Origin of the sequence: Synechocystis sp. PCC 6803 substr. PCC-P (assembly GCF_000284455.1) — a bacterium.
Lineage (GTDB): Bacteria > Cyanobacteriota > Cyanobacteriia > Cyanobacteriales > Microcystaceae > Synechocystis.
Genome location: NC_017039.1, coordinates 2929934 through 2952171, shown reverse-complemented (window position 1 = coordinate 2952171; position 22238 = coordinate 2929934). Strand labels below are relative to the sequence as shown.

Here is a 22238-nt window from a genome sequence, read left to right as displayed (position 1 = left end):
TGAAATTAACGCTATTAATTTCGTACTATCTGTTGATATGGGTCGAAAATCTTTGATTATAATTATACTATTTTCTGCTGGATAATATATGAAAAGAATTGGTCACATGTTGGTGACATTTACCATATTTTTACTACTAGTGCTAACTATCCCCACCGTAGGTGTTGCACAAAATTCGGCACAATCAGGAGTGCTCCAAAGTCAAACACAAACGGAAAATGCAATTGACGGCTTTCCAGTCACCCTCGATGGCAGACCTATCTTCTTTATTCGGAGGGGAGTTTCTTCGTTTTCAGCTGAGGATAGGGCCAACGCCATTACGCAAAGAATTAAAAGAATTGCCCAAAATTACTCTATTGCTCTCGAAAACCTAAAAATTGCACCGAATCCCTATGATAATTCACTTTATTTAAGTTTAGACAAAGAAGTAATTCTAACGATAACTGAACAGGATGCAAGGGCTTATTTTTCTACCCCAGAAGTTTTAGCCCGAGATGCTCTGCAAAGCATTAAAGATGCTATTGAACAATATCGCCAAGCCCGAAGACCTGAGCAATTATTAAGAAACATCATCTATACCGCCATAGCCAGCTTTGCTTTTTTGAGCACTGTTTTTTTAATTATCAAACTTTCAGGAAAGCTATTTCCATGGTTTAGGGCATTGATAGAATTCCATGTACCGGGCATTAAAATACAAAATGCTGAGATTATATCTTCCTCTAAAATAAGTTTTTTAGGTCTGCGAATTCTTCAGATAATTCGTCTAGTTTTCCTATTGTTACTTCTATTTTCCTATGTTGCCTTTGTCCTACGCTTGTTTCCTTGGACGAAGGTTTTTGGAGAAAGCATTGTAGACCATTTATTTCAGTCCTTGGAATTGGTTTTATCTGGGATTAGTAAATACCTGCCCAATGCTTTCATTATTGCCATAATTATCTTTCTTACTTACTACCTAATTCGGATAATTAAACCTTTTTTTACGGCTATAGAAAGGGGAAATCTTGTCATACCAGGATTTTATACTGATTGGGCTAAGCCTACCTACAATCTTCTCTTATTTATTATCATTGCTCTAGCGGCGGTGTTAGCTTTTCCCTATCTGCCTGGTTTTGATTCCCCTGCTTTTCGGGGTATCTCTGTTTTTCTTGGTCTTCTTCTATCCCTCGGTTCTACTTCAGCAATCACCAATGTAATTGGAGGAATTATTCTTATCTATACCCGTGCTTTTCAGATTGGCGACCATATTCAAGTGGGGGATGTTATTGGAGACATCATAGAGAAAAACTTTTTAGTTATTCGTATTTGTACCCCAACAAATCAAATTATTACTATTCCCAATTCATCTCTATTGATTAGTAATGTGATTAATTATAGTATTTCTTCACGGGAATTGAATAAGTATTTGATTCTTCAGACAACAATTACCTTGGGCTATGATGTCCCTTGGCAAAAAGTTTACTCAACCCTAATCGAGGCCGCCTTAAATACTGAACATATTCTCAAGAGTCCTGTCCCTTTCGTCCTACAGACTAGTCTGGACAATTTTTATGTCAGCTACCAGCTAAATGCCTACACCAATCAGCCCAATTTAATGGTGATAATTTATTCAGAACTACATCAAAATATGCAAGACAAGTGTAATGAAGTCGGCATTGAAATTTTGTCACCCAGCTTCACTGCCCTGCGGGATGGAAATACATCTACCATGCCAGAGAATTACTTACCTTCAGATTATGTGGCTCCCCCCTTTCGGGTTCAATCTTCGGATTCTTCCGGACAATAAATCCCCAATCCCCTCACCCGGGAAAAAATGTCGGCAAAATTTCCCTTCAAAAGGAAGATAAATTTCCTCAGTTCGACTTTTTCAACTCACTCTCAGTCTCCGTTTCCTAGCCGTGATTTCTGGCGCCGATGGTTCGTATGGCACTAGAAACTTGATTGGCTAAGCGTGCGGCCAGTAATCCCGAAAAGGCGGCGATCACCACTGTGCCCAGGCATGTTATTTGGGCTGTTTCTGGCCCTCCCACCCCTAGCACCATCGCCACCGCAGTTAACGGTAGTCGATAGCCACCGGCAATGCCAGCAGCGGCCCCGGCAGCCCCAGCCAAATCTCCCGAGATTCCAAATATGGTGGCAAATACCCGACCAGTCAGGTCCCCGATCGCCAAAAAAGGAACAAAAACACCGCCACACCCCCCAGCTAAAACCGCCGCCGTGGTGGAAGCGGCCCGGAGTATGGCCACGGCCAGCAGGTGATAGGGAGTTGTTTCAATATTTTCCGCCCAGACTATGGCTGCTCCCCCAGGACCAAACGCCGCCGCCGGAGTAGCAATTTGGGCGATCGCCACTGCCAGTAATAACATTGCCAAACTACCGGCCAGAAGGCGAATGGCAGGTTTAGTCCGCAGGCCTCTGGCCCAGTAGATCGCTTCCCCCGTCAGCGCTGTAATTGTACCTGTGACCACCCCGATAAACAGAGTCGCACCCATGGCATTCCAAAGATCCGCCGGAGGCACCTTGGGCACCACAAGCCGGATCAATTGCAAATTAAAAGCAACATTAATGCCCCAGCCCACCAGGCCGCCAGCCAACATTGCCGCTCCCCGCTCTGGGGTCAACGGGATCTGCCGTCGTCCACTCAACTCAAACATAAAAAAACTGCCCACCAACGGTATCCCCATTAGGGCGGACACACTGGCCGCACCGCCACCGATCGCCAAAGGTCGCACCAAGGGGCGCAGTGCTGAATTGACACTACCCAACCAAGTTCCCGTTGCAAAACCAATATGGGCCGCTGGCGATTCCGTTCCCATGGGAGCCCCAAACCCCACAGTAGAAAGGATGGCAATGGCCCGCAATGGCGCTAAATTCCAGGGGAAGCGCTCTTCCACCCCGGATGCATTCACCACATCGCCAGTCAGATCGGCTCGGGCAATGTCATGGGGAAAAGAATACCAGGACAGCAAAGAGCCCCAACGACCAGGGGTATTGGCCTCCCGGGGCGCTACGGTTTGCACAGGCTGACCCTTACCCAATCCAAACAGGACAAGTACGGCCAAAGCAACACCGAATAAGGGAATGAGCAATAACCAGATGGGGTCCAATCCAGAAATAACACTGAGAGTTTGTTTAATTGATTCCGTCAGCATTACTGCGGCTAGAGAACCAATTAAACCCCCCAAAAGTCCCCCAACAGTCCATGTGCCCACTCTAGTAAGGAGAGGTTGGGGCTTTCCGTTAATCATGGCCTTGAATTACCTGCATTTTTTGCTAGCTCCTAGTAACAGATGAATGTCGGCAACTAAACCTTTGATAATTATCTTGATTGTCAAGCCTATCTTAACTTGACACTTTGCCAATATTTTTTATCTTCGACTACGCCAAATTACTGTGGAATTAAAATAAATATCACTGTTTTTAAGAACGTGTTTGCAAAGTTTTATTCCGCCCCCTAAATCTCCTCACTAAAGCTCCGGCAATACTGGGGGACTTTCAATCAGTTCTCCCCCTAAATTTGGAGGGCAGGGAAGCTTTTCAAACAGACTCTCAGGTCAAATAAATGCTTTAAAATAGTGAATAATTTTATTTGAACTTAGTGAATTTTGAAACCCTAGTGTATTCAATTTTTTATTGGGATAGAGAATAAGAATAAAATCACTAAACACACCTTCTCTTATTTTAAGTTATGGTTCCAAAATCTCTATTAATAATCTCTATTAATAATCTCTAGTAGATAATACGAATATCTTTTTTATAGTCCTTAATAAAATCAAGAAAGCTTCTATGTTGCAAGGAAAAATAGGTCAAGGTTTTAACTCTGTGTGAAGAAGCAAAACTATTCTTAATTTACTTACCCAAGCCTACCTATCCCAACTTTCTTTTTTCAACGGATCAGACAGAATTAGCAAGATCGGAAAGTCTCCCTTCCCCAAAACAATTCAGGGGAATACGCAGCCGAATGCTCCGTCTTTCTGGGAGACAATAAAAAAGTGTATTAACCCTAGGCAAGGGATGGTTCAAGCTCCAATTCACAAGCTTTAACCTGCTGGCGTGACACAATCCGCATTTGATGAGGATAGCGTGGCCGGGGATTTCCCACTAACCAAATGGGGGGCACCATACTGGTTTCGTAACAGTCAATTTGATATAAAACCCCCGGTTCGGATTTGAGTTCTACTATTGTCCCCGGCAAATACTCAAACATTTCATCCCAGTCAATGGGAGATGTGGTATTCATCAGCGGTCCTCCATATTGCTCAAAAGGTTTTATGCTTTCTCGACTCAGGACTTGTGAGGGACGGAATTGTACTTAATTACACTGCGGCCAGACGGTGTCGCCATAAAAGTGACAAAATCCCTGGCAATTTCCCCAAAATTTTCATTCCCGAGCAAATCAGAAAGAAATAAAACGAATAAAATCTGTATCGACTTTAACAAAATTGAGCAATGCTGGCACAAAGTACGGGAATAAGTTCACAAATCGTGACATTGGAGGCAAAAACGGGCAAATGACGATCGCCTGGATCAGGCACTGACATTGATGGGGCTGGGTTTTTCATTCCAAAAGAGGGGAATGGCGGCGATCGCCGACAGCAATTGCATGACGCCAAAAGCCACCAGTGCCACTTCAAAACCCCAATGGAGCACTTCCCCAAACAACCAACTGCCAATCCCAAAGCCGGTGAATAAAGTAAACACCTTTAGCCCCATGGTTTGCCCCAAAGTATCTTCTTCCGCCAAATCGGTCACAATGCCCACAAACAAAGGTTGAGTCAGGTCGTAGCCCAGGGACATGACCAGAATTGCCATGGTAACGGCGAGGGGGGGAATAAAAGGAACCATAGTCAAACCGGCGATCGCCGCCATAGCCAAACCGGGAGGAATTAACCAGCGTCGTCCCCAACGATCCACTGCTTTACCGATTAATGGGCTAAAAATCAGTCCTGGGACACCATAACCTAGAATATTGAGGCCAATGCTAAGGGTATCCATTTCGTAGCGTTGGGACAGGTAAAGGCCAAGCCAAGTGTACACTCCAGAGTGGTAAATACCATTGCAAAGCACGTAGCCATAGGTGCGCATGCCACGAAAATTAGACAGTACGGCCCAATAGCCAGCAAACACCGTTGCCAGGGCAGGGATCTTGGTTGCTTTGGGGGCATCGAACAAAGCCCCGTAGCGTCGCAGTCGCCAGAGCACAATCACGGGCGCAGTGGCAGTGCCAATAAACAACAATTGCCAACCAAGAAAGGGTTCTAAAATTGCCCCCCCGGCGGAACCGGCAGCCATGCCCCCCTCCATCGCCGCAAACACCAGCCCTAATTTTGCCCCCCGTTGGTTGTAGGGAAACATGTCGCCAATGAGGGCAAAGGTGAGGGGAATCACGCCGCTGGCCCCAAGTCCTGTCAGTAATCGCCAAAAGGTCATCTGAGCTGCAGTTTGAGCAGTAGCAGTTAAAGCGGTACAGGTAATAAATACTATGATTGAAATTTGGATGACGGGCCAACGGCCAAAACGGTCCGACAAAATGCCATAAAAAAGCGCCGCTAGGGCATAGGCCAACATGTAGGCGGGCACAATGAAGCCAATTTCCTGAGCAGATACGTCAAAAATTTCTGCTAAACGGGGAATCAAGGGCGCAATCATGTACCCTTGCAGGAAAATTAACCCGGCGGCAATGGCCAGCAATCCAAAGAGGCGATCGTGCTGTCGCATTCTCCCGGTGTAGTCCGCTTCCTCCAAATGGGAAAAATTAGGCTGGCTTGGTTTCGGTTCAGACATGAGGAGTATGAAAATCTATTAGCAAAGGTCCAGAGGGCCTAAGTTGAGCCATGAATCTTTGTAAAAAATAATAAACTGTGTAATTGGATACAAAACGCCATCCCTAGATCAATCACCTATATTAGTTATTAAATACCATAATAATTTGTTGTTGAAATAATATGATTGGCTCTAGTGGCGATCGCCAGGATCATTAGAATGAGAGCCGATTCCAATCCTTAAAGGAACGGAGATAACGCAAACTTCCTGATTGGATAGTACAATAGTGCTTCTACAATAGAGCCAGGGAAAAAATTACAGCTCTATCAATGGATATGAATAAAGAGAAGAATTACAACCGATAAAGATGGTACTATTTATGTGGAAAGATGACTAGAACTCTATCTAATTATAATTACCTTAAAAATAGCTTTATTCAGTGAAAGACCCAATCGCAGCAAGCTGCGGGGTATGCGCAACCCATTTTTAGATCCAACTCAACTTAAAACCTTTTCTAACTCATTTTGTTGCCACAGGGATTGATAAAGTCCTGACTGTTGCAGTAGTTCTTCATGGCTGCCCGTTTGGACAATGCGGCCATGGTCCATGACAAAAATGCGGTCCGCTTGGGCAGCGGCGGAAAGTTGATGGGAAACAAAGAGTACCGTGTTATTGCGGCGGGCCAGGTAATGCAAAATGCGGGTGGCGGTCTGGTTATCCACGCTGGAAAGGGCATCGTCTAGCACCAACAGGGGAGCATCAAGAATTAAAGCTCTGGCTAGGGCAGCCCGCTGTCTTTGGCCACCGGACAGGGTGATGCCTCTTTCCCCCACTAGGGTTTGGTAATGTTGGGGAAAGTTAGCAATTTCCTGGTCTAAATGGGCCTGGTGGGCCGCCTGCTCGATCGCCGTGTCAGTTTGACTAGGATCACTGTAAGCAATGTTTTCGGCAATGGTGGTGCTGAACAAAAAACTTTCCTGGGGCACAAAGGCGATCGCCGAGCGTAAATCGCTGAGGGCAATTTGGGTGATGTCGTAGTCATCAATGAACACCTGACCAGGGGCAATATCCAACAAACGGGGTAAAACATTAACCAACGTAGATTTACCGGAACCGATAGGCCCCACAATGGCCACCATTTCTCCAGGATAAACAGTAAAGTCCACTTGCTCCAACGCTGGCAGGTCGCTACCAGGGTAGCAATAGTTCAGGCCGCGGGCGGTGATTTTTCCGGTGGCCTGAGCCGGACTAAAGGGCAGAGGTTGGGGCACCGTTAAAATTTTCGGAGTGGTATGGAAAATAGCTTCCACCCGTTGAATGCTCACTTCTCCCCGTTGGTAGGCGGTGATGGTAAAACCAAGTAGGGCAGTGGGAAATACCAACCGTTCCACCAAAATGATCAGGGCAATGAAGTCCCCAATGGTGATACTGCCATCTTGAATTAAGCCAGTGCCAAAGGCCAGCAAAATGAGCAAACTGAGGTAAGCCAGACCCTCAATGAGGGGAAAAAGAAAATTTCTAATGCGGGCCAGCTTCAGGTTTGCCTGGAGCAATTTTTGGTTTCTCGTCTGAAAAGCCTGTCGTTCGTTATCTTCCTGGGAATAAATTTTGATTAAACTAATGCCGCTCATATCCTCTTGCACCAGTTCGCTCAGGGCAGACAACTCTTCCTGCACCTCCAATTGATAATCTCGCAACTTACCGCTGAAAAGATTGACACTCATCAGCATCAGCGGATAAACAGAAACCGCCAACAAGGTGAGGGGAATGTGGAGGGCAAACATGGCCGGGATAGTCAGGGCATAGGCAAAAACAGTGTTGATCAAACTCAACACCGCAAAACCCACCAAGCGACGAATATTATCCACATCGCTGGTGGCCCGGTTAATCAAATCCCCAATGGTATTTTCGGTGAAATAGAGGGGCTCTAACTTGAGCAGATGGTCAAAAATTTTCTGTTTGAGCTCGTATTCCACCTGTCTTCCCACCCCAAAAATTAGAATGCGGGAGGCCATGCGGATAAACCACATTAGGGAAGCGAGAACAACAATTAGCACCACAATGCGAGCTACGTCCGATGCCTCAAAGGGGGGCATTAAATCGTCAATACTATCCCGCATCAAAATGGGAATGTAAACCCCCAGGGCATTGGCCAAAAATAGCGCAAAGGTTCCAGCTCCGATCGCCCGCCAATGGGGAGTTAAATAACGAAGTAACTGCTTGACGCTGGGGGCGGCCATGGACGAAACCTAAAGGGAAAACAGCTTTGATCGTAACCCATTTAACGGTTAATTTCCTCTGGCCCAGGTGGAGGAACTGCTCTCCTAAAGTTGCTAAAACTTGCTGAAACGGGAGAATTTTAGCTTTTTGCTTGGTGACCCTTTCCTCGGTGACCTAAACTGCTAAAAGACAGGATTTTGTGTAGTTTTTCAATGGCTTTGGGGCCATGGGGGCCATGGGCGTAAATTTTTTGGCAGGGGATATCGGCGGCACTAAAACGATTCTGGCCCTGGTGACGATAAACGAGAGTAGCCCAGGGTTGGCCCGGCCGGTGACTCTGTTTGAACAGACCTACAGCAGTCCAGCTTTTCCCGATCTGGTGCCCATGGTGCAACAATTCCGTCAAGAAGCAGCCTTTGTGTTGGGTAACCCAATCTCCGTTGCTAAGGCCTGTTTCGCCATTGCCGGCCCTGTGATCGATAACACCTGTCGCCTCACTAATTTAGATTGGCATCTCAGCGGCGATCGCCTGGCCCAGGAATTGGCCATTGCCCAGGTTGACCTCATCAATGATTTTGCCGCTGTGGGTTACGGCATTTTAGGGCTAGGGTCAGAGGATTTAACCGTACTCCAGGCCGCTCCCGTGGATCCGTCAGGGGCGATCGCCATATTGGGAGCAGGCACCGGCTTGGGACAATGCTACGTAATTCCCCAGGGCCAAGGAAGATATCGAGTTTTTGCCTCCGAAGGAGCCCACGGTGACTTTGCCCCCCGATCGCCTTTGGAATGGCAGTTATTGGAGTATCTCAAAAAGAAGTATTCCCTAGGGCGGATTTCCATTGAACGGGTGGTATCCGGCATGGGCATCGCCATGATTTACGAATTTTTGCGGCACCAATACCCAGAACGGGAATCAGCCCAATTCAGCAAACTCTACCAAACCTGGAATCGAGAAAAGGACCAAGAAACCAAAACCGTCGATCTGGCCGCCGCCGTATCCCAAGCCGCCCTGGAAGGCACAGATGTATTGGCTGACCAAGCCATGGAACTTTTTCTCGGGGCCTATGGAGCAGAGGCAGGAAATCTTGCTTTGAAGCTACTACCCAGAGGTGGTTTGTACGTTGCCGGTGGTATTGCCCCCAAAATTATCCCTTTACTGGAAAAGGGCAGTTTTATGCAAGGCTTTAGCGACAAAGGCAGGATGCAAAGCTTAATGGGGACAATTCCCGTACAGGTGGTACTCAACGCCAAAGTTGGCCTAATTGGCGCGGCGGTTTGTGCGGCCCAGTCTTAGGAAGTGGACATTTTTAGTTGTTAACTTTGCCTTTACCTGGGAATTGCGGGGAAGGGTTATGCTGACTTTGGGGGAGATCTGGCCCAATGGGAGTCATGCTTGGGTAATGCAAACAAGATGCTTGACCAATGGGAACTAAGCCCGATCGCCTGGATTGATTTTTGAGGGTTGCCTGATTTTATGTTTGTGAACAGTTCCCCGATCGCCGATGGTTTAAGTGCCTTAGTAGGCTTAGACTCCCAGCCCCTCCAATTCTATGAAAGGGGTGACGTTGTTCCGCCCAAAGACCAGGGGTGTTGGCAAATTTACCGGGGGATTTTACAGGTCAGTCAATGGACCTTGGGAGGCGATGAGGTGCTGATGGGTTGGGCCCAACCCGGTAGTTTTGTGGGCTTAGATTTTAGTGCCCATCAACGGGAAACCTACCAAATTCGAGCTTTGACGGATGTATATCTGCGGGGTTATTCCCTGGAAATGATTACCAACAACGCTAATTTATGTCGCTTGGTGCTTGACCAGACCCTACAGCAGGTGAGGCAGAGGGAAGCTCTACTGGCGATCGCCGGTTATAAACGGGTGGACGAAAGACTCCAAGGCCTACTGAACTTACTAGGACAGGAATTGGGGCAACCAGGGACCGGGGGCATGCGTTTATCGGTGCGGCTCACCCATCAAATGTTAGCCAATGCCATTGGCACCACCAGGGTAACAGTCACCCGTCTGCTGGGGGAATTCCAAACCCAGGGAAAGGTCAGTTTAGACGGCGATCGCCATTTGGTCATTGCCTTGGGAAACTAGGTGTGAACCGGATTGGCAAGGTTTTTTTTGATAGCCTGGACTCAGTTGTTGTGCAGTTGAGGAAATAGTTATGGTCTGGGCAAACCTTGGGCACTGTTGTCGATGGCTTGGGGCTTTGACAGTAGCAACGACTTTGCTGGCCCCCATCCCATTAAAAGCTGGTAGTGCAACGGCGATCGCCTCTCCGCTAACTGGGTTACAAACATTACCATCCCAATTGTTACTAGCGGAAATTATTCGAGGTTGTCCCAGGGCGGAAGTGGTGGAAGCCTATGAAACCAAAACTTATCTAGCCTATATTTGCCAAACCTACGACGGACAAATTTTCTACCGGGGCGTTAATAAAAACAATGGCGACCAGATTAATGTGATGGATGTGCTAATCACCGACAGCGGCACCTACTACGCCACCAATGGAGCCTATACCTATTGGGTGGACCGGCAACAGTTACGGGTAACCAAGAATGGTAAAACTATTTTCTCTGAACCTGTTTTAAGGTAGATGGAACTAGTTAGCCCATTTAGCCCAAGCCCACCATGCAATTGCACCTCTCCACCTGGCCCGAAGTCGAAAATTATCTACAGTCTTCCAGCGGCATTATTTTTCCCATTGGTTCTACGGAACAGCACGGCCCCACTGGTCTGATCGGTACCGATGCCATTTGTGCGGAGGCGATCGCCAAAGGAGTGGGGGAAGCAACTGGAGCAATGGTGGGGCCAACCATTAACGTCGGCATGGCTTTGCATCATTTGGCCTTTCCCGGCAGTATTAGTTTGCGTCCCAGTACCCTGATCCAGGTTGTTATGGATTACGTCAGTAGTTTAGCCAACGCCGGTTTTAGCCGTTTTTACTTCATCAATGGCCATGGGGGAAATATTGCCACCCTCAAAGCCGCTTTTTCCGAAACCTATCACCATTTGGGCAGCCATGGCCAAGATGTCCGTTGTCAGGTGGGTAATTGGTTCATGGCCAGGGGAGTATATCAATTAGCCAAGGAACTCTACAGTGACCAAGAAGGTTCCCACGCCACCCCCAGTGAAGTGGCTGTAACCCAATTTGTTTACCCCGAAGCGATTAAAACTGCGCCGTTAAATTCGGAAGTTGCCTCAGGCCATAGTATTTATAGTGCCCAAGATTTCCGGGCCCATTATTCTGATGGCCGCATGGGCTCCAATCCGGCCCTGGCTACCCCAGAACATGGCCAACGGTTTTATGAAGTGGCAGTGAAGGAATTAAGTGAGAGCTATCAGCGGTTTTTGGCAGAAAATTAGCTTCAATTCAGCCAAATTTCCCCAATGGGCGGATTACTTAATCTTTCTAGGAAAACTGGCAGTAATAAACTGAACCCCCCGATCGGCGATCGCCAAATGCCCCTGGCTAGGTTAAGGTGAACATTGCCCCCGTAGTTGATAGTCTGTCTGCGCCCGCCATGTTGGAAGAACTGAAACAATCCCCCCCTTGGCTCCGGCTGAGTCTGCTCTTTCCTCTCTTTTTCCTCAACGGTTGGTTAATCTACAAAGCCATGGGTTTTTTGCAACCCCTCAGTAGTTTGTTGGTGGCGGCCGCCCTACTAGCTTTTTTATTAGATATTCCCGTCCGAATTTTGGTGGAAAAAGGTCTCAAACGACCCTGGGCGGTGGCTAGCGTTCTACTCATTGCCCTGGTCGTCATCAGTCTTTTTCTGTTAATCGTCATTCCCCTGGCGATCGACCAATTGGGACAACTGCTGGATAACTTACCCGGCTGGTTCCGTTCCGGCAACGCCCAACTGCTGATGCTACAAGCTTGGGTCAATGAGCATTACGCCAATCTCCAGGTGGACCTCCAACCCCTGATCAGTCAGGCAATTGAAAAGTTAAGCCGCATTCTCAATTCCTTTGGCAATCAACTGTTGGGGCTAGTGGGGGTCACCATTAGCACCAGTATTAATGGCTTGATCCTGTTAGTGCTGACCATTTTCCTGGTGCTGGGGGGAGAAAAAATTTGGGATGGCATTTTTAGCTGGTTTCCCCATCCTTGGCAGAGAGATTTGCAAAATTTAATTCGGGATACCTTTGAAGGATATTTTGCCACCCAGGCAATTTTAGCGGGTATTCTCTCGGTGGCTCAAATGGTTGTGTTTACCCTACTCCAAGCCCCCTATGCCATCCTTTTTGCCATTACCATCGGTCTAAGCACTTTGATTCCTTTTGCCAGTGCTTTAAGCATTATTGTCATTAGTCTGTTGCTAATGTTGGAAAACTTTTGGTTGGGGGTAAAAATTCTTTTGGCGGCGGTGATTGTGGGGCAAATTAATGATAATGTCATCTCCCCTCGTTTGATGGGTAACCGCACCGGTTTAAATCCTGCTTGGATTATTGTTTCTTTGTTTGTAGGCAGTAAATTAGGGGGAGTTTTGGGTCTGTTGGTGGCGGTGCCCCTAGCCAGCGTTATCAAAGCAACGAGCGATCGCCTGCGGGGATTACCGAAAAAATCTGGGGAACAGCCCGCTGAAGTTTCAGTGGTTTCGACCTAAATTTTTGGATAATTGTTAAGGGTTAAAGCCTGTAGGACTTTATTTTTTACTGTCTCTGTCTTTTAAAATTTTTCGCATTTCGACCATCCATGGACCAGGACAAATATCTTAGTAGTTACGATTACCATCTCCCTGCAGATTGTATTGCCCAAACCCCCGCCGTTCCCCGGGATCATTCCCGTCTACTGGTGGTGAAAGACCCATTCACCGTGGACCACCAACATTTTTATGATTTGGGTAACTATCTGAAACCGGGGGATTTATTAGTCCTCAATGACACGAAGGTAATGCCCGCCCGTCTCCATGGCCAAAAAGAAAATGGCGTGGCAGTGGAGATTTTACTCTTGACAGAGTGTACTGAAAACCAATGGATTGCCCTAGTCAAGCCAGGCAAAAGATTAAAGCTGGGGGCCAAAGTTAAATTTCCCGCCAGGGATGGGGAAAAGCCCGACCTCTGGGCCACCATTTTGCAACGGGACGATGCCACGGGGGGACGGTTATTAGAATTTGTTTTGGAGCCGGGACAAAGACTCTGGGATGTGTTGCCAGACTATGGTGAAATTCCCTTTCCTCCCTACATCGGTGATCGCCAAGCCACGAATGACCAATATCAAACCATCTATGCGGAAAAATTAGGAGCGGTGGCGGCCCCCACAGCGGGGTTACATTTCACCGAGGAATTGTTCACAAAACTAGCCCAACAGGGAGTACAGACAGCGAAAGTTACTCTCCATGTGGGCATTGGCACCTTTCGCCCCGTGGAAGCGGAAAATATTCTCGACCACGTAATGCACCAAGAATGGATTGATGTACCTCCAACGACGGTGGAAGTGATTGAAAAAACTAGGGCCAGTGGGGGCAGAATTTTTGCGGTGGGCACCACGGTGGTGCGCTGTTTGGAAGGCATGGCCCAGGAAAGTGATTTTCCCCGGCAACCCCTGCAACCCTTTCGGGGCCAGACGGATTTGTTTATTTACCCCGGTTATCAATGGCGCTTAGTGGATGGGCTGATTACCAATTTTCACTTGCCCAAATCCAGTTTATTAATGTTGGTCAGTGCCCTAATCAGCCGCCCCCGGTTAATGGCCATTTACGAAACGGCGATCGCCAAAGGGTACCGATTTTACTCCTTTGGAGATGCCATGGTGATTCTGCCGGAAGCTTGCCGAGGACAGGAAAAAATTCGATAAAACTAGGGGCTGGGTATTATTTAAATCGGTTTATATTCAACCGAATTAACCTAAAAATAGGCTAATTTTTCCAGGCCAAATCGGGCCGTAATCTCCGCTAAACGAGATAAATTTTCCCGCTCCGACTCGGTTAGGTAGGGCACAATCCCCAAAACCGGCAAATGGGTAAAGGATTCCAACATAGCTGGAGTGGCCCAGTCTTCCACCTTGCCCTCCGCCTCCGGGCTAGCACAACTGAGCACTAAGCCCTTCAGTTTGACCTTAGTTTGTCTGGCCAAGGCCACCTGGGCGATCGCCTGGCCCATGGCCCCCAGTTGCACCGGCACCACCAAAATAGTTTCCAAACGCCAAAGGGCGGCAATATCCGCCACTGTCAGTTCGTGGGTAACGGGGGAACCCAAACTACCCAGGGCTTCCACCAGTACATGGTCATGGTTTTGTTGCATTGTCTGCAAAGTCTGCCAGACTACTCCCAAATCAATGGTTTTTCCTTCTTGGTCAGCGGCCAAAGGAGGAGCTAGGGGCGTAGCAAATTTCAGCGGCGTCACCACATCCCAGCGGGTCAGATGGCCGAATAATTGTTGGTAAAGCTCGTCATCCCCCAGACCAGTCTGCATCAACTTCATTAGTCCGAAAGACTGATCTTTGCCACACTTCCACCAGTAGGCCGCCAACGCCGAAGTAGTTACCGTTTTCCCCACCCCTGTGTCGCAACCCGCAACTAATAAAGTTTTTTGGTCAACGGCTCGGGAAAAATTCGACATGGGGAGCAAAAACTGGGAAGAGAAATTTATTGGAGGTTAATTTAAGTTTTGCAAAACCTAAAGAGATTGGCGAGGAAAGAATCCGCTATGATTGGATCGAAAACCCTGGGTTTGCTTCCGGGCACCCGACTAAGGGAAACACCAGTAATCTGCCATGACATGGGGGTAAAGTGTCTGCCGTGAGCCGTATCGCTACTTTAACACGTCAATCGATGCTGTCTGCCTTATCTGACAACAATCGCTTACGTCTTTTTTCCGGATCATCCAACCCATCTTTATCCCAAGAAGTGGCCCGTTATTTGGGCATGGACATCGGCCCCATGTTGCGGAAACGGTTTGCCGATGGAGAACTCTACATTCAAATCCAGGAATCCATTCGGGGCGGTGACGTTTATCTGATCCAACCCTGCTGCCATCCGGTTAACGATAACTTGATGGAATTGCTGATCATGATCGATGCCTGCCGTCGTGCTTCAGCCCGCCAGATTACCGCCGTGTTGCCCTATTACGGTTATGCGAGGGCAGATCGTAAAACCGCTGGTCGGGAATCCATCTCGGCCAAGTTAGTTGCTAATCTCATCACCGGTGCCGGGGCCCAACGGGTTTTAGCTATGGACCTCCACTCTGCCCAGATCCAGGGTTATTTTGACATTCCCTGCGACCACATGTACGGTTCCCCCGTTATTATCGACTACCTAAAAAGTAAGCAACTAACTGACTTAGTGGTGGTTTCCCCCGACGTGGGAGGGGTAGCCCGGGCTCGGGCCTTTGCCAAAAAGTTAAACGATGCCCCCCTGGCCATTATTGATAAACGTCGTCAGAGCCATAACGTTGCAGAAGTATTAAATCTCATAGGTGACGTGGACGGAAAAACCGCCGTGCTAGTGGATGACATGATCGACACCGCTGGTACTTTGTCGGAAGGCTCCCGTTTGCTCCGGGCCCAGGGCGCTCGTCAGGTCTATGCCTGTGCCACCCATGCTGTTTTCTCGGAGCCGGCCATCAATCGCCTTTCTGGTGGCTTGTTTGAAGAGGTGATTGTTACCAATACCATTCCCGTGCCTGACGATCATCATTTTCCCCAACTGACTATTCTTTCCGTGGCTAATTTAATTGGGGAAGCGATTTGGCGCATCCACGAGGAAAGCTCCGTCAGCAGTATGTTCCGCTAGGAATAACAATAATTTTTTGTGGACAATGGTAAAGCTGGATAGCCAGGCTGGCCAAAGCTGGGACGGGGTGATAGTCTTGGTTAAGTAATTTGAAGCTGATGCCGCCTTGGGCCATGCCTTGGTTCGGCAATTTCTTTGGCTATGCTAGTAGTTGGGCGGTCAATGCCGTCATCCAGTTACTATTTTCGGGCTCAGGCTTGTTTGCAAGCTTTGTTCTATGCCCGGTTCTGTTGCCTCAATTGCTAACTCTTGAGGATTTCTCAAATAGATTTCCACTAGACATTCCCCCTTTTCCATCTCAATTTCCTCGGAGGCCAAGCCATGTCTATGCCATCTATGCCTAAATTTTCCCAAGCTAAATTGTCCAAAAAACTACTCGCGCTTCTCTCCCTAAGTGGTGTTTTGGTGATGGGGTTGCCTGCCATTGGTTTTGCCCAAGGTAACTCTGGATTCACTATTTTTAGTGGGGTGGATAATCGTAGCGATATTCTGGATTACTACTTACAATTCAACGGTCGTTCTGGTCAAAGGGACCGCTATAAACTGTATATCCCCGCCAAGAAAATGACCCAGGGGGCGAAAGTTCTATACGTTTCCTACCCCGAAAATTTTGATGGCACTTTCGATGTAGATAAAGTCCGGGTTGAAACTAAACGCCAGGGAAACATTGAAATTGAAGATGTGGTTTGGGACAAAGAAAGTCGCTTTTTACAGATTGTTTTGGCAGAGCCAGCAGAACCCAACAGTCAGGTGACCATTACCCTTTCCAATGTTACTAACCCCAGCCTTGGAACTTATTACATGGTGGCCGATGCCATGGTATCCGGTGATATTCCCGTCCGAGTTTATTTAGGGACTTGGATTGTGAGTATTAACCGCTAGTTGGTTTATCCTATGGGGGACTTTTGTCGGGGTTTCGATTGACAAGACTGGCAAAGACGGGTCAAGGATAATTTTTGTCCCCGCCTTCTGAACCTGTGATTTTAAATTGTCCCTCAGGTTTAGATTCAGGTTAGATTGACACTAATTCAATCTTATCTGTGTGATCTTTACCAACGGCATTTCCTTGGTTTTTATTAATTGCATTGAGTAGCGATAACTTTGATGATTACCTACTGCCGCCGAACTGTTGCGGCTATTTTTCTGGCAATTTTTTCCTGGCCGATCGCCCCTGGGCAAACTGCTCCTCCCAGGCCAGTGGACAAGACAGTGGAGTGCGAAATTTTGATAGTGGGGGGTGGATTAGCCGGCACAGCAACGGCCTATGAAGGTCTGTTGGCGGGGAAAAATGTTTGCATGACGGAGCTGACGGATTGGGTGGGGGGTCAACTTACTTCCCAGGGCACCGCCGCCCTCGATGAACGGCCAACCCAAACGGATAAGTTGTTTTATCCCCGGGGTTATCTGGAGCTACGGCAACGGATTAAGGATTTCTACGGTGTGCAAAATCCCGGCAAATGCTGGGTAAGCCGCTCTTCTTGTTTCCTACCCAAGGATGGCCATGACATTCTGATGGCAATGCTGGAGGATGCAGAAAAGAAAGGCCAGGGCACTCTGCAATGGTTTCCTAACACGGTTATCAAAGAATTAGTCTTAGCCCCCACCGCCCTTGGGGAAGCAGGAGAAGAAATTATTCAGGCGATCGCCATTCAGCACCAACCGGCTCCCAACGCCCCACCGTTGAACAGTCAGTTTTTATCCCAGACCATTGAAGATAGTTACCGCTACGAAGATTCGGAGCAATTCACTAAAACTATCATTAACTTCACTGCGCCCCAAAGTAACCAGGGTAGAACAGCCCAATGGTTGGTGGTGGAAGCTACGGAAACCGGGGAATTAATTGGTTTAGCAGATGTGCCCTACCGGGTAGGAGTGGATCCCCGCACCTATCTTGATCCCTCCTCTTCTAGTGTGGAAGGCTTTGCCTACTGTACCCAGGGCTTCACCTACACCTTTGCCATGGAGGCCACCACCGAGCCCCAACCCCAACCAGAGCCGGATTTTTACCAAAGATTTACTCCCTATTACAGCTACGACCAATCCCGGTTTGATTTTGATGCGCTGTTTACCTATCGACGCATTTGGAGTCCCGATGGGCTAGGTATTTTTGAGCCTGCTACCCCTAACCAACCGAAAAATCGCTTTGGGGTTAGTCCCACCCAGCCAGGGGAAATTTCCATGCAAAACTGGTTGCCGGGAAACGATTACACTCCCGGTACTCCTAGGGACAATTTTGTTTACACCAGAGAGCAACTACAACAAACAGGACAACTGGAACCAGGGGGTTGGCTAGGGGGACTGCGGACGGAAAGCTTAGCCAATGGCGAAAAAATCGCCTTGGGTTTTTACCATTGGTTAGTGGCGGGTACCACCGATGCCAAGCTGGGCGACAATGTCAAAACGCCCAATCCCAATAACCGTTTGCTGAAGGGGCTGGATAGTCCCATGGGCACCGAGCATGGTCTTTCCAAGTTTCCCTATATTCGGGAAGGGCGCAGAATCATTGGCCGGCCGGATTTTATTTACCCCAACGGATTTGAAATCAATGAAACGGATATTTCCCGCCAGGATTTTAAAGACGATTTTTACCGGGAAAATCTTTCTCCTAGGGATTACCGTCGTTTACACGCAGAGCTAGCGGGCATTGACGGTTTGGATGTGCTTGATGGTAGCCTTTCCCCCGATGCAGTGGAGCGTCGCCAGCGGGCCACCATGTATCCTGATTCCGTGGGCATTGGCCATTACAACATTGATTTTCATCCCTGTTATCTGGAATATCCAGTGGAAAAACCCGGCAACATCGAGCGACCGGGGGAACGCCAAGCCCATACTCCTTCCTACCCGTTCCAAATTCCCCTGCGGGCCATGATTCCCCAACGCGTCGATAATCTCTTAGTGGTGGGAAAAACCATTGCCACTAGTCATATTGCGGCGGCGGCCTATCGGGTGCATTCCTTTGAATGGTCTTCTGGGGCGGCGGCGGGTATTGTGGCGGCGGATGCGTTGCAAAATGATTATTTACCCTATCAATTGGTAAATCAAACCGCTTTAATTGCCAATCAAAAATTGTTACAGTTGCGGCGCAAAATTGACAGTACTGGCAACCCGACAGCTTTTCCCAACACGTCTATTTTCACCAGCTTTGAAAATTGGAAATAGGAGTTTTAAAGTTCTAATTTTGTATTTTTCCTTAATTGAAATATGCTTTTGCTGCCGCTATAAATTTAAAAAAAAGAGAGATATTGCTGCCTTTACCCCTTTCTCTCAATTTTTTTTAAATGAACTCCTTGATTTTATTTGTGAAATTCATCAAAAACATATATTAGTAATTCCACAAAGAAGCCCTTTCATGATTGAAGTCCCACTGGATGGATTGCTTGAATTATCGCTATTGTCTTGATATCGTTCAGCTTCAGGACTATTGGAGATTTCATTTTTGATATTATCAAAAGTACTACCAGCCATGACTGCATTGCGATAACCTTGTAGCCCCACTGTGTCAGCATTACGTCCTAAATATTGTTGATATAAGCTATCCATTGCTGTTTTAAATTTTTGGCTGTTTACCAAATCTTGACGGGCTTCGAGCAAGGAATAATTACGATTACTGTTCATTGACCGATTGTAATCCCTTACATCGTTGGAGTTGGCATTACGACCCAACACTTGAACATACATGTCATTGAATTGACGTTGTCGTACAGAATTATTGCCTTGGTTATAATTACCGCCATTATTTAAGTTTCTGGCTTCAGTGCTATTGTTGATTTCGTTGCGAATATTTCCTAAGTTTTGGCCATTAACAACTACACTACGATAATGCATTAAGCCATTGTCATCAATATTTCGGCCTAAGGATTCTCGGTAAAAGCTATTAACAGATTGGTAAAATTCTTCACTATTAACTAGGTTTTCTCTGACTTGTGCCAAAGACCAACCTCGGTTATTAATAGTCTGGGTAAAGTCCCGTAATTCATTGCTGGTGGCGTTACGCCCCAAAACCTGTATAAAAAGGTTATTTATCTCTGACTCACGGTTATAACGATTATCAGAAGTATAATCAAAACGTCCATAGCCAGGACAGGTAATAAAACTGCCCTCCCTCAAGCAGGTAATACTTTGAGATTGGGCCATGGCTGGAATTAAACTGGTTAAGCCAAGAATCAGCAAAGTTGATGCAGATAAAATAGAAGTCTTCATAATTAAAATTCCAATTCGGATATCTCAATTTTAATGAGGAAGTGGGTTATTTATGGGTGGAATTGTGTAAATTGATTAACTGTGATGGTGGACTATTTTAGTCAGAAAGTTAATCAATAGCTATGTCAATACTTTGGGACAAATAAAATAATTCCATTGAATAATTTTTAAAATGCTTTTAGTAATGGATCTTGCTATTCCACTGCTCCTTGATGGGACTAGAATAAACAACTAGGCCGATCGCCAAATTGCTTTGTCTACAGGAAAAATAGCAAAATTTGATCCACCAAATTAACTTCGTCGAGGGCGATAAGGGCTACCCCAGCGGTAATCACGCCGATGCCCAGCCACCGAGCCAGGGGAATGGTTTCTTTCAGCAAAAATTTGGCCCCCAATAGGCTCATGACGTAACCCAATGCCCCCGCTGGTCGGATCAGGCTAATATCGGTCCAACTGAGCAGGGAAATAAAAGTAACAAAACTGATGGTTTGGCAACCAATGCCCCCTAACACTGAGGGATGGGAAAGAATACGACCAATTAACTTGACCATTTTCAGGGGCGATTGTAACCTCACAGGGCCAATTTGTTTCATGCCCCGGGCAATGAGTACGTCCCCAGCGGAATCGGTGAAAATTAAAATCAAAATGCCAAACCAAACCCGAGAAAGGGCAATGCCCACAGGAAATAACCACAATGGCGATCGCCGGGAAGACTTAACTGGTACGACCGGGGCTGGGGTCGGGCTAAACTTTTCCCCCATTAGTTGGGAACGGTGGCGATGTTCTGACCAACAGACAATAAATACTCCACTGGCGATCATAAAAGTGGCCAGCCAACGGTAAAAGGAAACTTCTTCCCCCAGTATTAGCCATGCCAGTAGGGCATTGAGAATGTAGCTGGAAGAAAATAGGGGCAGAACTAAACTTAAATCCAGCCGGGATGTAGCGGTGAAATAGAGAAACAGGGCAAACAGTAACGTGATTACCCCCACCACAATCCAGGGGGAAGTGAGCAGATAGAGAAACAATGTCCACAAACCTGCAAGACTATAATCTTCCACTGCGCCGAACACTTTCATGCCCCGGCTGAGCCAAATATCCCCCAACACCTGGGTAGTGACCATGGTCAGCAGGAGGCCAATGGTTTTCCACTCCGTTAACGTTAAGCGTTTAGCTCCGGTGAGCAAAGTTAATGATCCTCTTCGTTTAGATGTGAATAGGCCATACTTGCCTTCATGGACTAACCTAACTGATAAACATGGCCAGGCCATCAGTGGCCTTGAGTAGGCGATCGGCCGCCCGTTCTGGGTGGGGCATCATGCCCAGCACATTACCTTGGACATTGGTAATGCCAGCAATATTGTGCAAAGAACCGTTGGGATTGCTGTCCGTTGTCAATTCCCCCTGGGCGTTGCTGTAGCGGAAGAGAATTTGCTCGTTATCCTCCAAGGCTTTCAACGTATCCCCATCAGCAAAATAGCGGCCCTCGCCGTGGGCAATGGGAAGGGTGATTACCTGTTGGGATTGGTAACCCTTTGTCCAGACTGTCTGGTTACTTTCAACCCGCACGGTCACCCGGTCACAGATGAAATGTAAATCCCGATTGCGAATTAAAGCCCCCGGCAGTAAACCAACTTCCGTTAGCACCTGAAAACCGTTACAGATACCCAACACCCTTTTGCCTGCGTTGGCATGGTCAATGATGGCGGTCATAATAGGAGAAAATCTGGCGATCGCCCCACAGCGGAGATAATCACCGTAGCTGAAGCCCCCTGGCAAAACCACCACATCTACCCCGTGGAGATCGGTTTCTTGGTGCCAAATAAATCGAGTTGGCTGGTCTAATAAACCGGCGGTGACGGTGGCAATGTCCCGATCGCAGTTGGAACCGGGGAAAACAATAATACCAAAACTGGTCATGGTGTGACGGCACCTTCTAGGGCGGTAATTTCAAAGCAATAATTTTCGATCACCGTATTGGCCAATAGTTGGTCACACATGGTGTCTAGCTGTTGGGAAGCGGTGGCTTCGTCCGGGGCCTCGAGGGTTAACTCAATGTATTTACCAATTCTGACCTGGGAAACGCCATCGTAGCCCAATTGTTGCAAACCAGATTGCACAGCAGTCCCAGCGGGGTCAAGCACGGAGGGACGTAGGGTAACGTAAATACGACAATGGTAGGAATGGGACATGGAGGGCCTTACCGGGGAATCTGCCACTGTTAATCCTGCCTTAGAAAGTCTTTCTCGGCAAGACTAGCCCCAAATCTAGATCTCGAAAATGAAATCACTTTACTGCTAAAGAGCGCCGGATTATTTTGTGCA

Annotated in this window: 19 protein-coding genes; 10 read left to right on the top strand and 9 right to left on the bottom strand. The window is 47.4% G+C overall.

The annotated features are described in order from the left end of the window. Positions 1 to 88: 88 nt before the first annotated feature. Positions 89 to 1783, top strand: coding sequence for a mechanosensitive ion channel family protein (locus tag SYNPCCP_RS13790; protein ID WP_010873844.1), 1695 nt, complete (start codon positions 89 to 91; stop codon positions 1781 to 1783). A 106-nt stretch (positions 1784 to 1889) separates the two neighbouring features. On the opposite strand, the gene SYNPCCP_RS13785 is transcribed toward SYNPCCP_RS13790, so the two are convergent. The 4 genes from SYNPCCP_RS13785 to SYNPCCP_RS13770 form a co-directional block, all read right to left on the bottom strand. Further along, positions 1890 to 3245, bottom strand: a complete 1356-nt coding sequence (locus SYNPCCP_RS13785; protein WP_010873843.1) for a chloride channel protein — start codon at positions 3243 to 3245, stop codon at positions 1890 to 1892. Positions 3246 to 4000: 755 nt separating this feature from the next. After that, positions 4001 to 4237 carry a hypothetical protein gene (locus SYNPCCP_RS13780; RefSeq protein ID WP_010873842.1) on the bottom strand — a complete coding sequence of 79 codons (237 nt, stop codon included), beginning with the start codon at positions 4235 to 4237 and terminating at the stop codon, positions 4001 to 4003. A 287-nt stretch (positions 4238 to 4524) separates the two neighbouring features. Further along, positions 4525 to 5781 (bottom strand): MFS transporter, encoded by a 1257-nt coding sequence (locus SYNPCCP_RS13775; protein WP_010873841.1) that lies wholly within the window; start codon positions 5779 to 5781, stop codon positions 4525 to 4527. Positions 5782 to 6257: 476 nt separating this feature from the next. Next, positions 6258 to 8000 (bottom strand): ABC transporter ATP-binding protein, encoded by a 1743-nt coding sequence (locus SYNPCCP_RS13770; protein ID WP_010873840.1) that lies wholly within the window; start codon positions 7998 to 8000, stop codon positions 6258 to 6260. Between the two features lie 206 nt (positions 8001 to 8206). Here SYNPCCP_RS13770 and glk point away from each other — a divergent pair, with 206 nt between their 5' ends. From glk to queA, 6 genes are all read left to right on the top strand, one after another. Beyond that, positions 8207 to 9274, top strand: coding sequence for a glucokinase (gene glk, locus SYNPCCP_RS13765; protein ID WP_010873839.1), 1068 nt, complete (start codon positions 8207 to 8209; stop codon positions 9272 to 9274). Between the two features lie 180 nt (positions 9275 to 9454). Beyond that, complete coding sequence (locus SYNPCCP_RS13760) at positions 9455 to 10072, top strand: Crp/Fnr family transcriptional regulator (RefSeq protein ID WP_010873838.1); 618 nt, start codon at positions 9455 to 9457, stop codon at positions 10070 to 10072. Between the two features lie 133 nt (positions 10073 to 10205). Then, on the top strand, positions 10206 to 10574 hold the full coding sequence (locus SYNPCCP_RS13755; RefSeq protein WP_231848039.1) for a hypothetical protein: 369 nt from the start codon (positions 10206 to 10208) through the stop codon (positions 10572 to 10574). Positions 10575 to 10609: 35 nt separating this feature from the next. Then, entirely contained in the window at positions 10610 to 11344 is a 735-nt protein-coding gene (locus SYNPCCP_RS13750; RefSeq protein ID WP_010873836.1) for a creatininase family protein, read from the top strand. A 116-nt stretch (positions 11345 to 11460) separates the two neighbouring features. After that, positions 11461 to 12588: an AI-2E family transporter gene (locus tag SYNPCCP_RS13745; RefSeq protein WP_010873835.1), complete on the top strand. Its 1128-nt coding sequence runs from the start codon at positions 11461 to 11463 to the stop codon at positions 12586 to 12588. A gap of 89 nt (positions 12589 to 12677) precedes the next feature. Then, positions 12678 to 13778, top strand: a complete 1101-nt coding sequence (gene queA / locus SYNPCCP_RS13740; protein ID WP_010873834.1) for a tRNA preQ1(34) S-adenosylmethionine ribosyltransferase-isomerase QueA — start codon at positions 12678 to 12680, stop codon at positions 13776 to 13778. A 50-nt stretch (positions 13779 to 13828) separates the two neighbouring features. Here the strand turns inward: queA and bioD are convergent, their stop codons facing one another. After that, positions 13829 to 14542: a dethiobiotin synthase gene (bioD, locus tag SYNPCCP_RS13735; RefSeq protein ID WP_010873833.1), complete on the bottom strand. Its 714-nt coding sequence runs from the start codon at positions 14540 to 14542 to the stop codon at positions 13829 to 13831. A 170-nt stretch (positions 14543 to 14712) separates the two neighbouring features. On the opposite strand from bioD, the gene SYNPCCP_RS13730 reads away from it, so the two are divergent. From SYNPCCP_RS13730 to SYNPCCP_RS13720, 3 genes are all read left to right on the top strand, one after another. Further along, entirely contained in the window at positions 14713 to 15714 is a 1002-nt protein-coding gene (locus SYNPCCP_RS13730; RefSeq protein ID WP_010873832.1) for a ribose-phosphate pyrophosphokinase, read from the top strand. 321 nt (positions 15715 to 16035) lie between these two features. Next, a complete protein-coding gene (locus tag SYNPCCP_RS13725; protein WP_010873831.1) occupies positions 16036 to 16596 on the top strand; it encodes a DUF2808 domain-containing protein in 561 nt (186 codons plus the stop codon). A 222-nt stretch (positions 16597 to 16818) separates the two neighbouring features. Further along, positions 16819 to 18873 carry an FAD-dependent oxidoreductase gene (locus SYNPCCP_RS13720; RefSeq protein WP_010873830.1) on the top strand — a complete coding sequence of 685 codons (2055 nt, stop codon included), beginning with the start codon at positions 16819 to 16821 and terminating at the stop codon, positions 18871 to 18873. 150 nt (positions 18874 to 19023) lie between these two features. Here SYNPCCP_RS13720 and SYNPCCP_RS13715 read toward each other — a convergent pair whose 3' ends face one another. The 4 genes from SYNPCCP_RS13715 to purS all read right to left on the bottom strand — a co-directional run bounded on the left by SYNPCCP_RS13715 (position 19024) and on the right by purS (position 22133). Beyond that, positions 19024 to 19914 carry a hypothetical protein gene (locus SYNPCCP_RS13715; protein ID WP_010873829.1) on the bottom strand — a complete coding sequence of 297 codons (891 nt, stop codon included), beginning with the start codon at positions 19912 to 19914 and terminating at the stop codon, positions 19024 to 19026. 257 nt (positions 19915 to 20171) lie between these two features. Beyond that, positions 20172 to 21101, bottom strand: a complete 930-nt coding sequence (locus SYNPCCP_RS13710) for an EamA family transporter (RefSeq protein ID WP_020862035.1) — start codon at positions 21099 to 21101, stop codon at positions 20172 to 20174. Positions 21102 to 21159: 58 nt separating this feature from the next. Continuing rightward, positions 21160 to 21834, bottom strand: a complete 675-nt coding sequence (gene purQ / locus SYNPCCP_RS13705; protein WP_010873827.1) for a phosphoribosylformylglycinamidine synthase subunit PurQ — start codon at positions 21832 to 21834, stop codon at positions 21160 to 21162. Then, on the bottom strand, positions 21831 to 22133 hold the full coding sequence (gene purS / locus SYNPCCP_RS13700) for a phosphoribosylformylglycinamidine synthase subunit PurS (protein ID WP_010873826.1): 303 nt from the start codon (positions 22131 to 22133) through the stop codon (positions 21831 to 21833). The genes purQ and purS overlap by 4 nt, the downstream gene beginning before the upstream one ends. Positions 22134 to 22238: the final 105 nt, after the last annotated feature.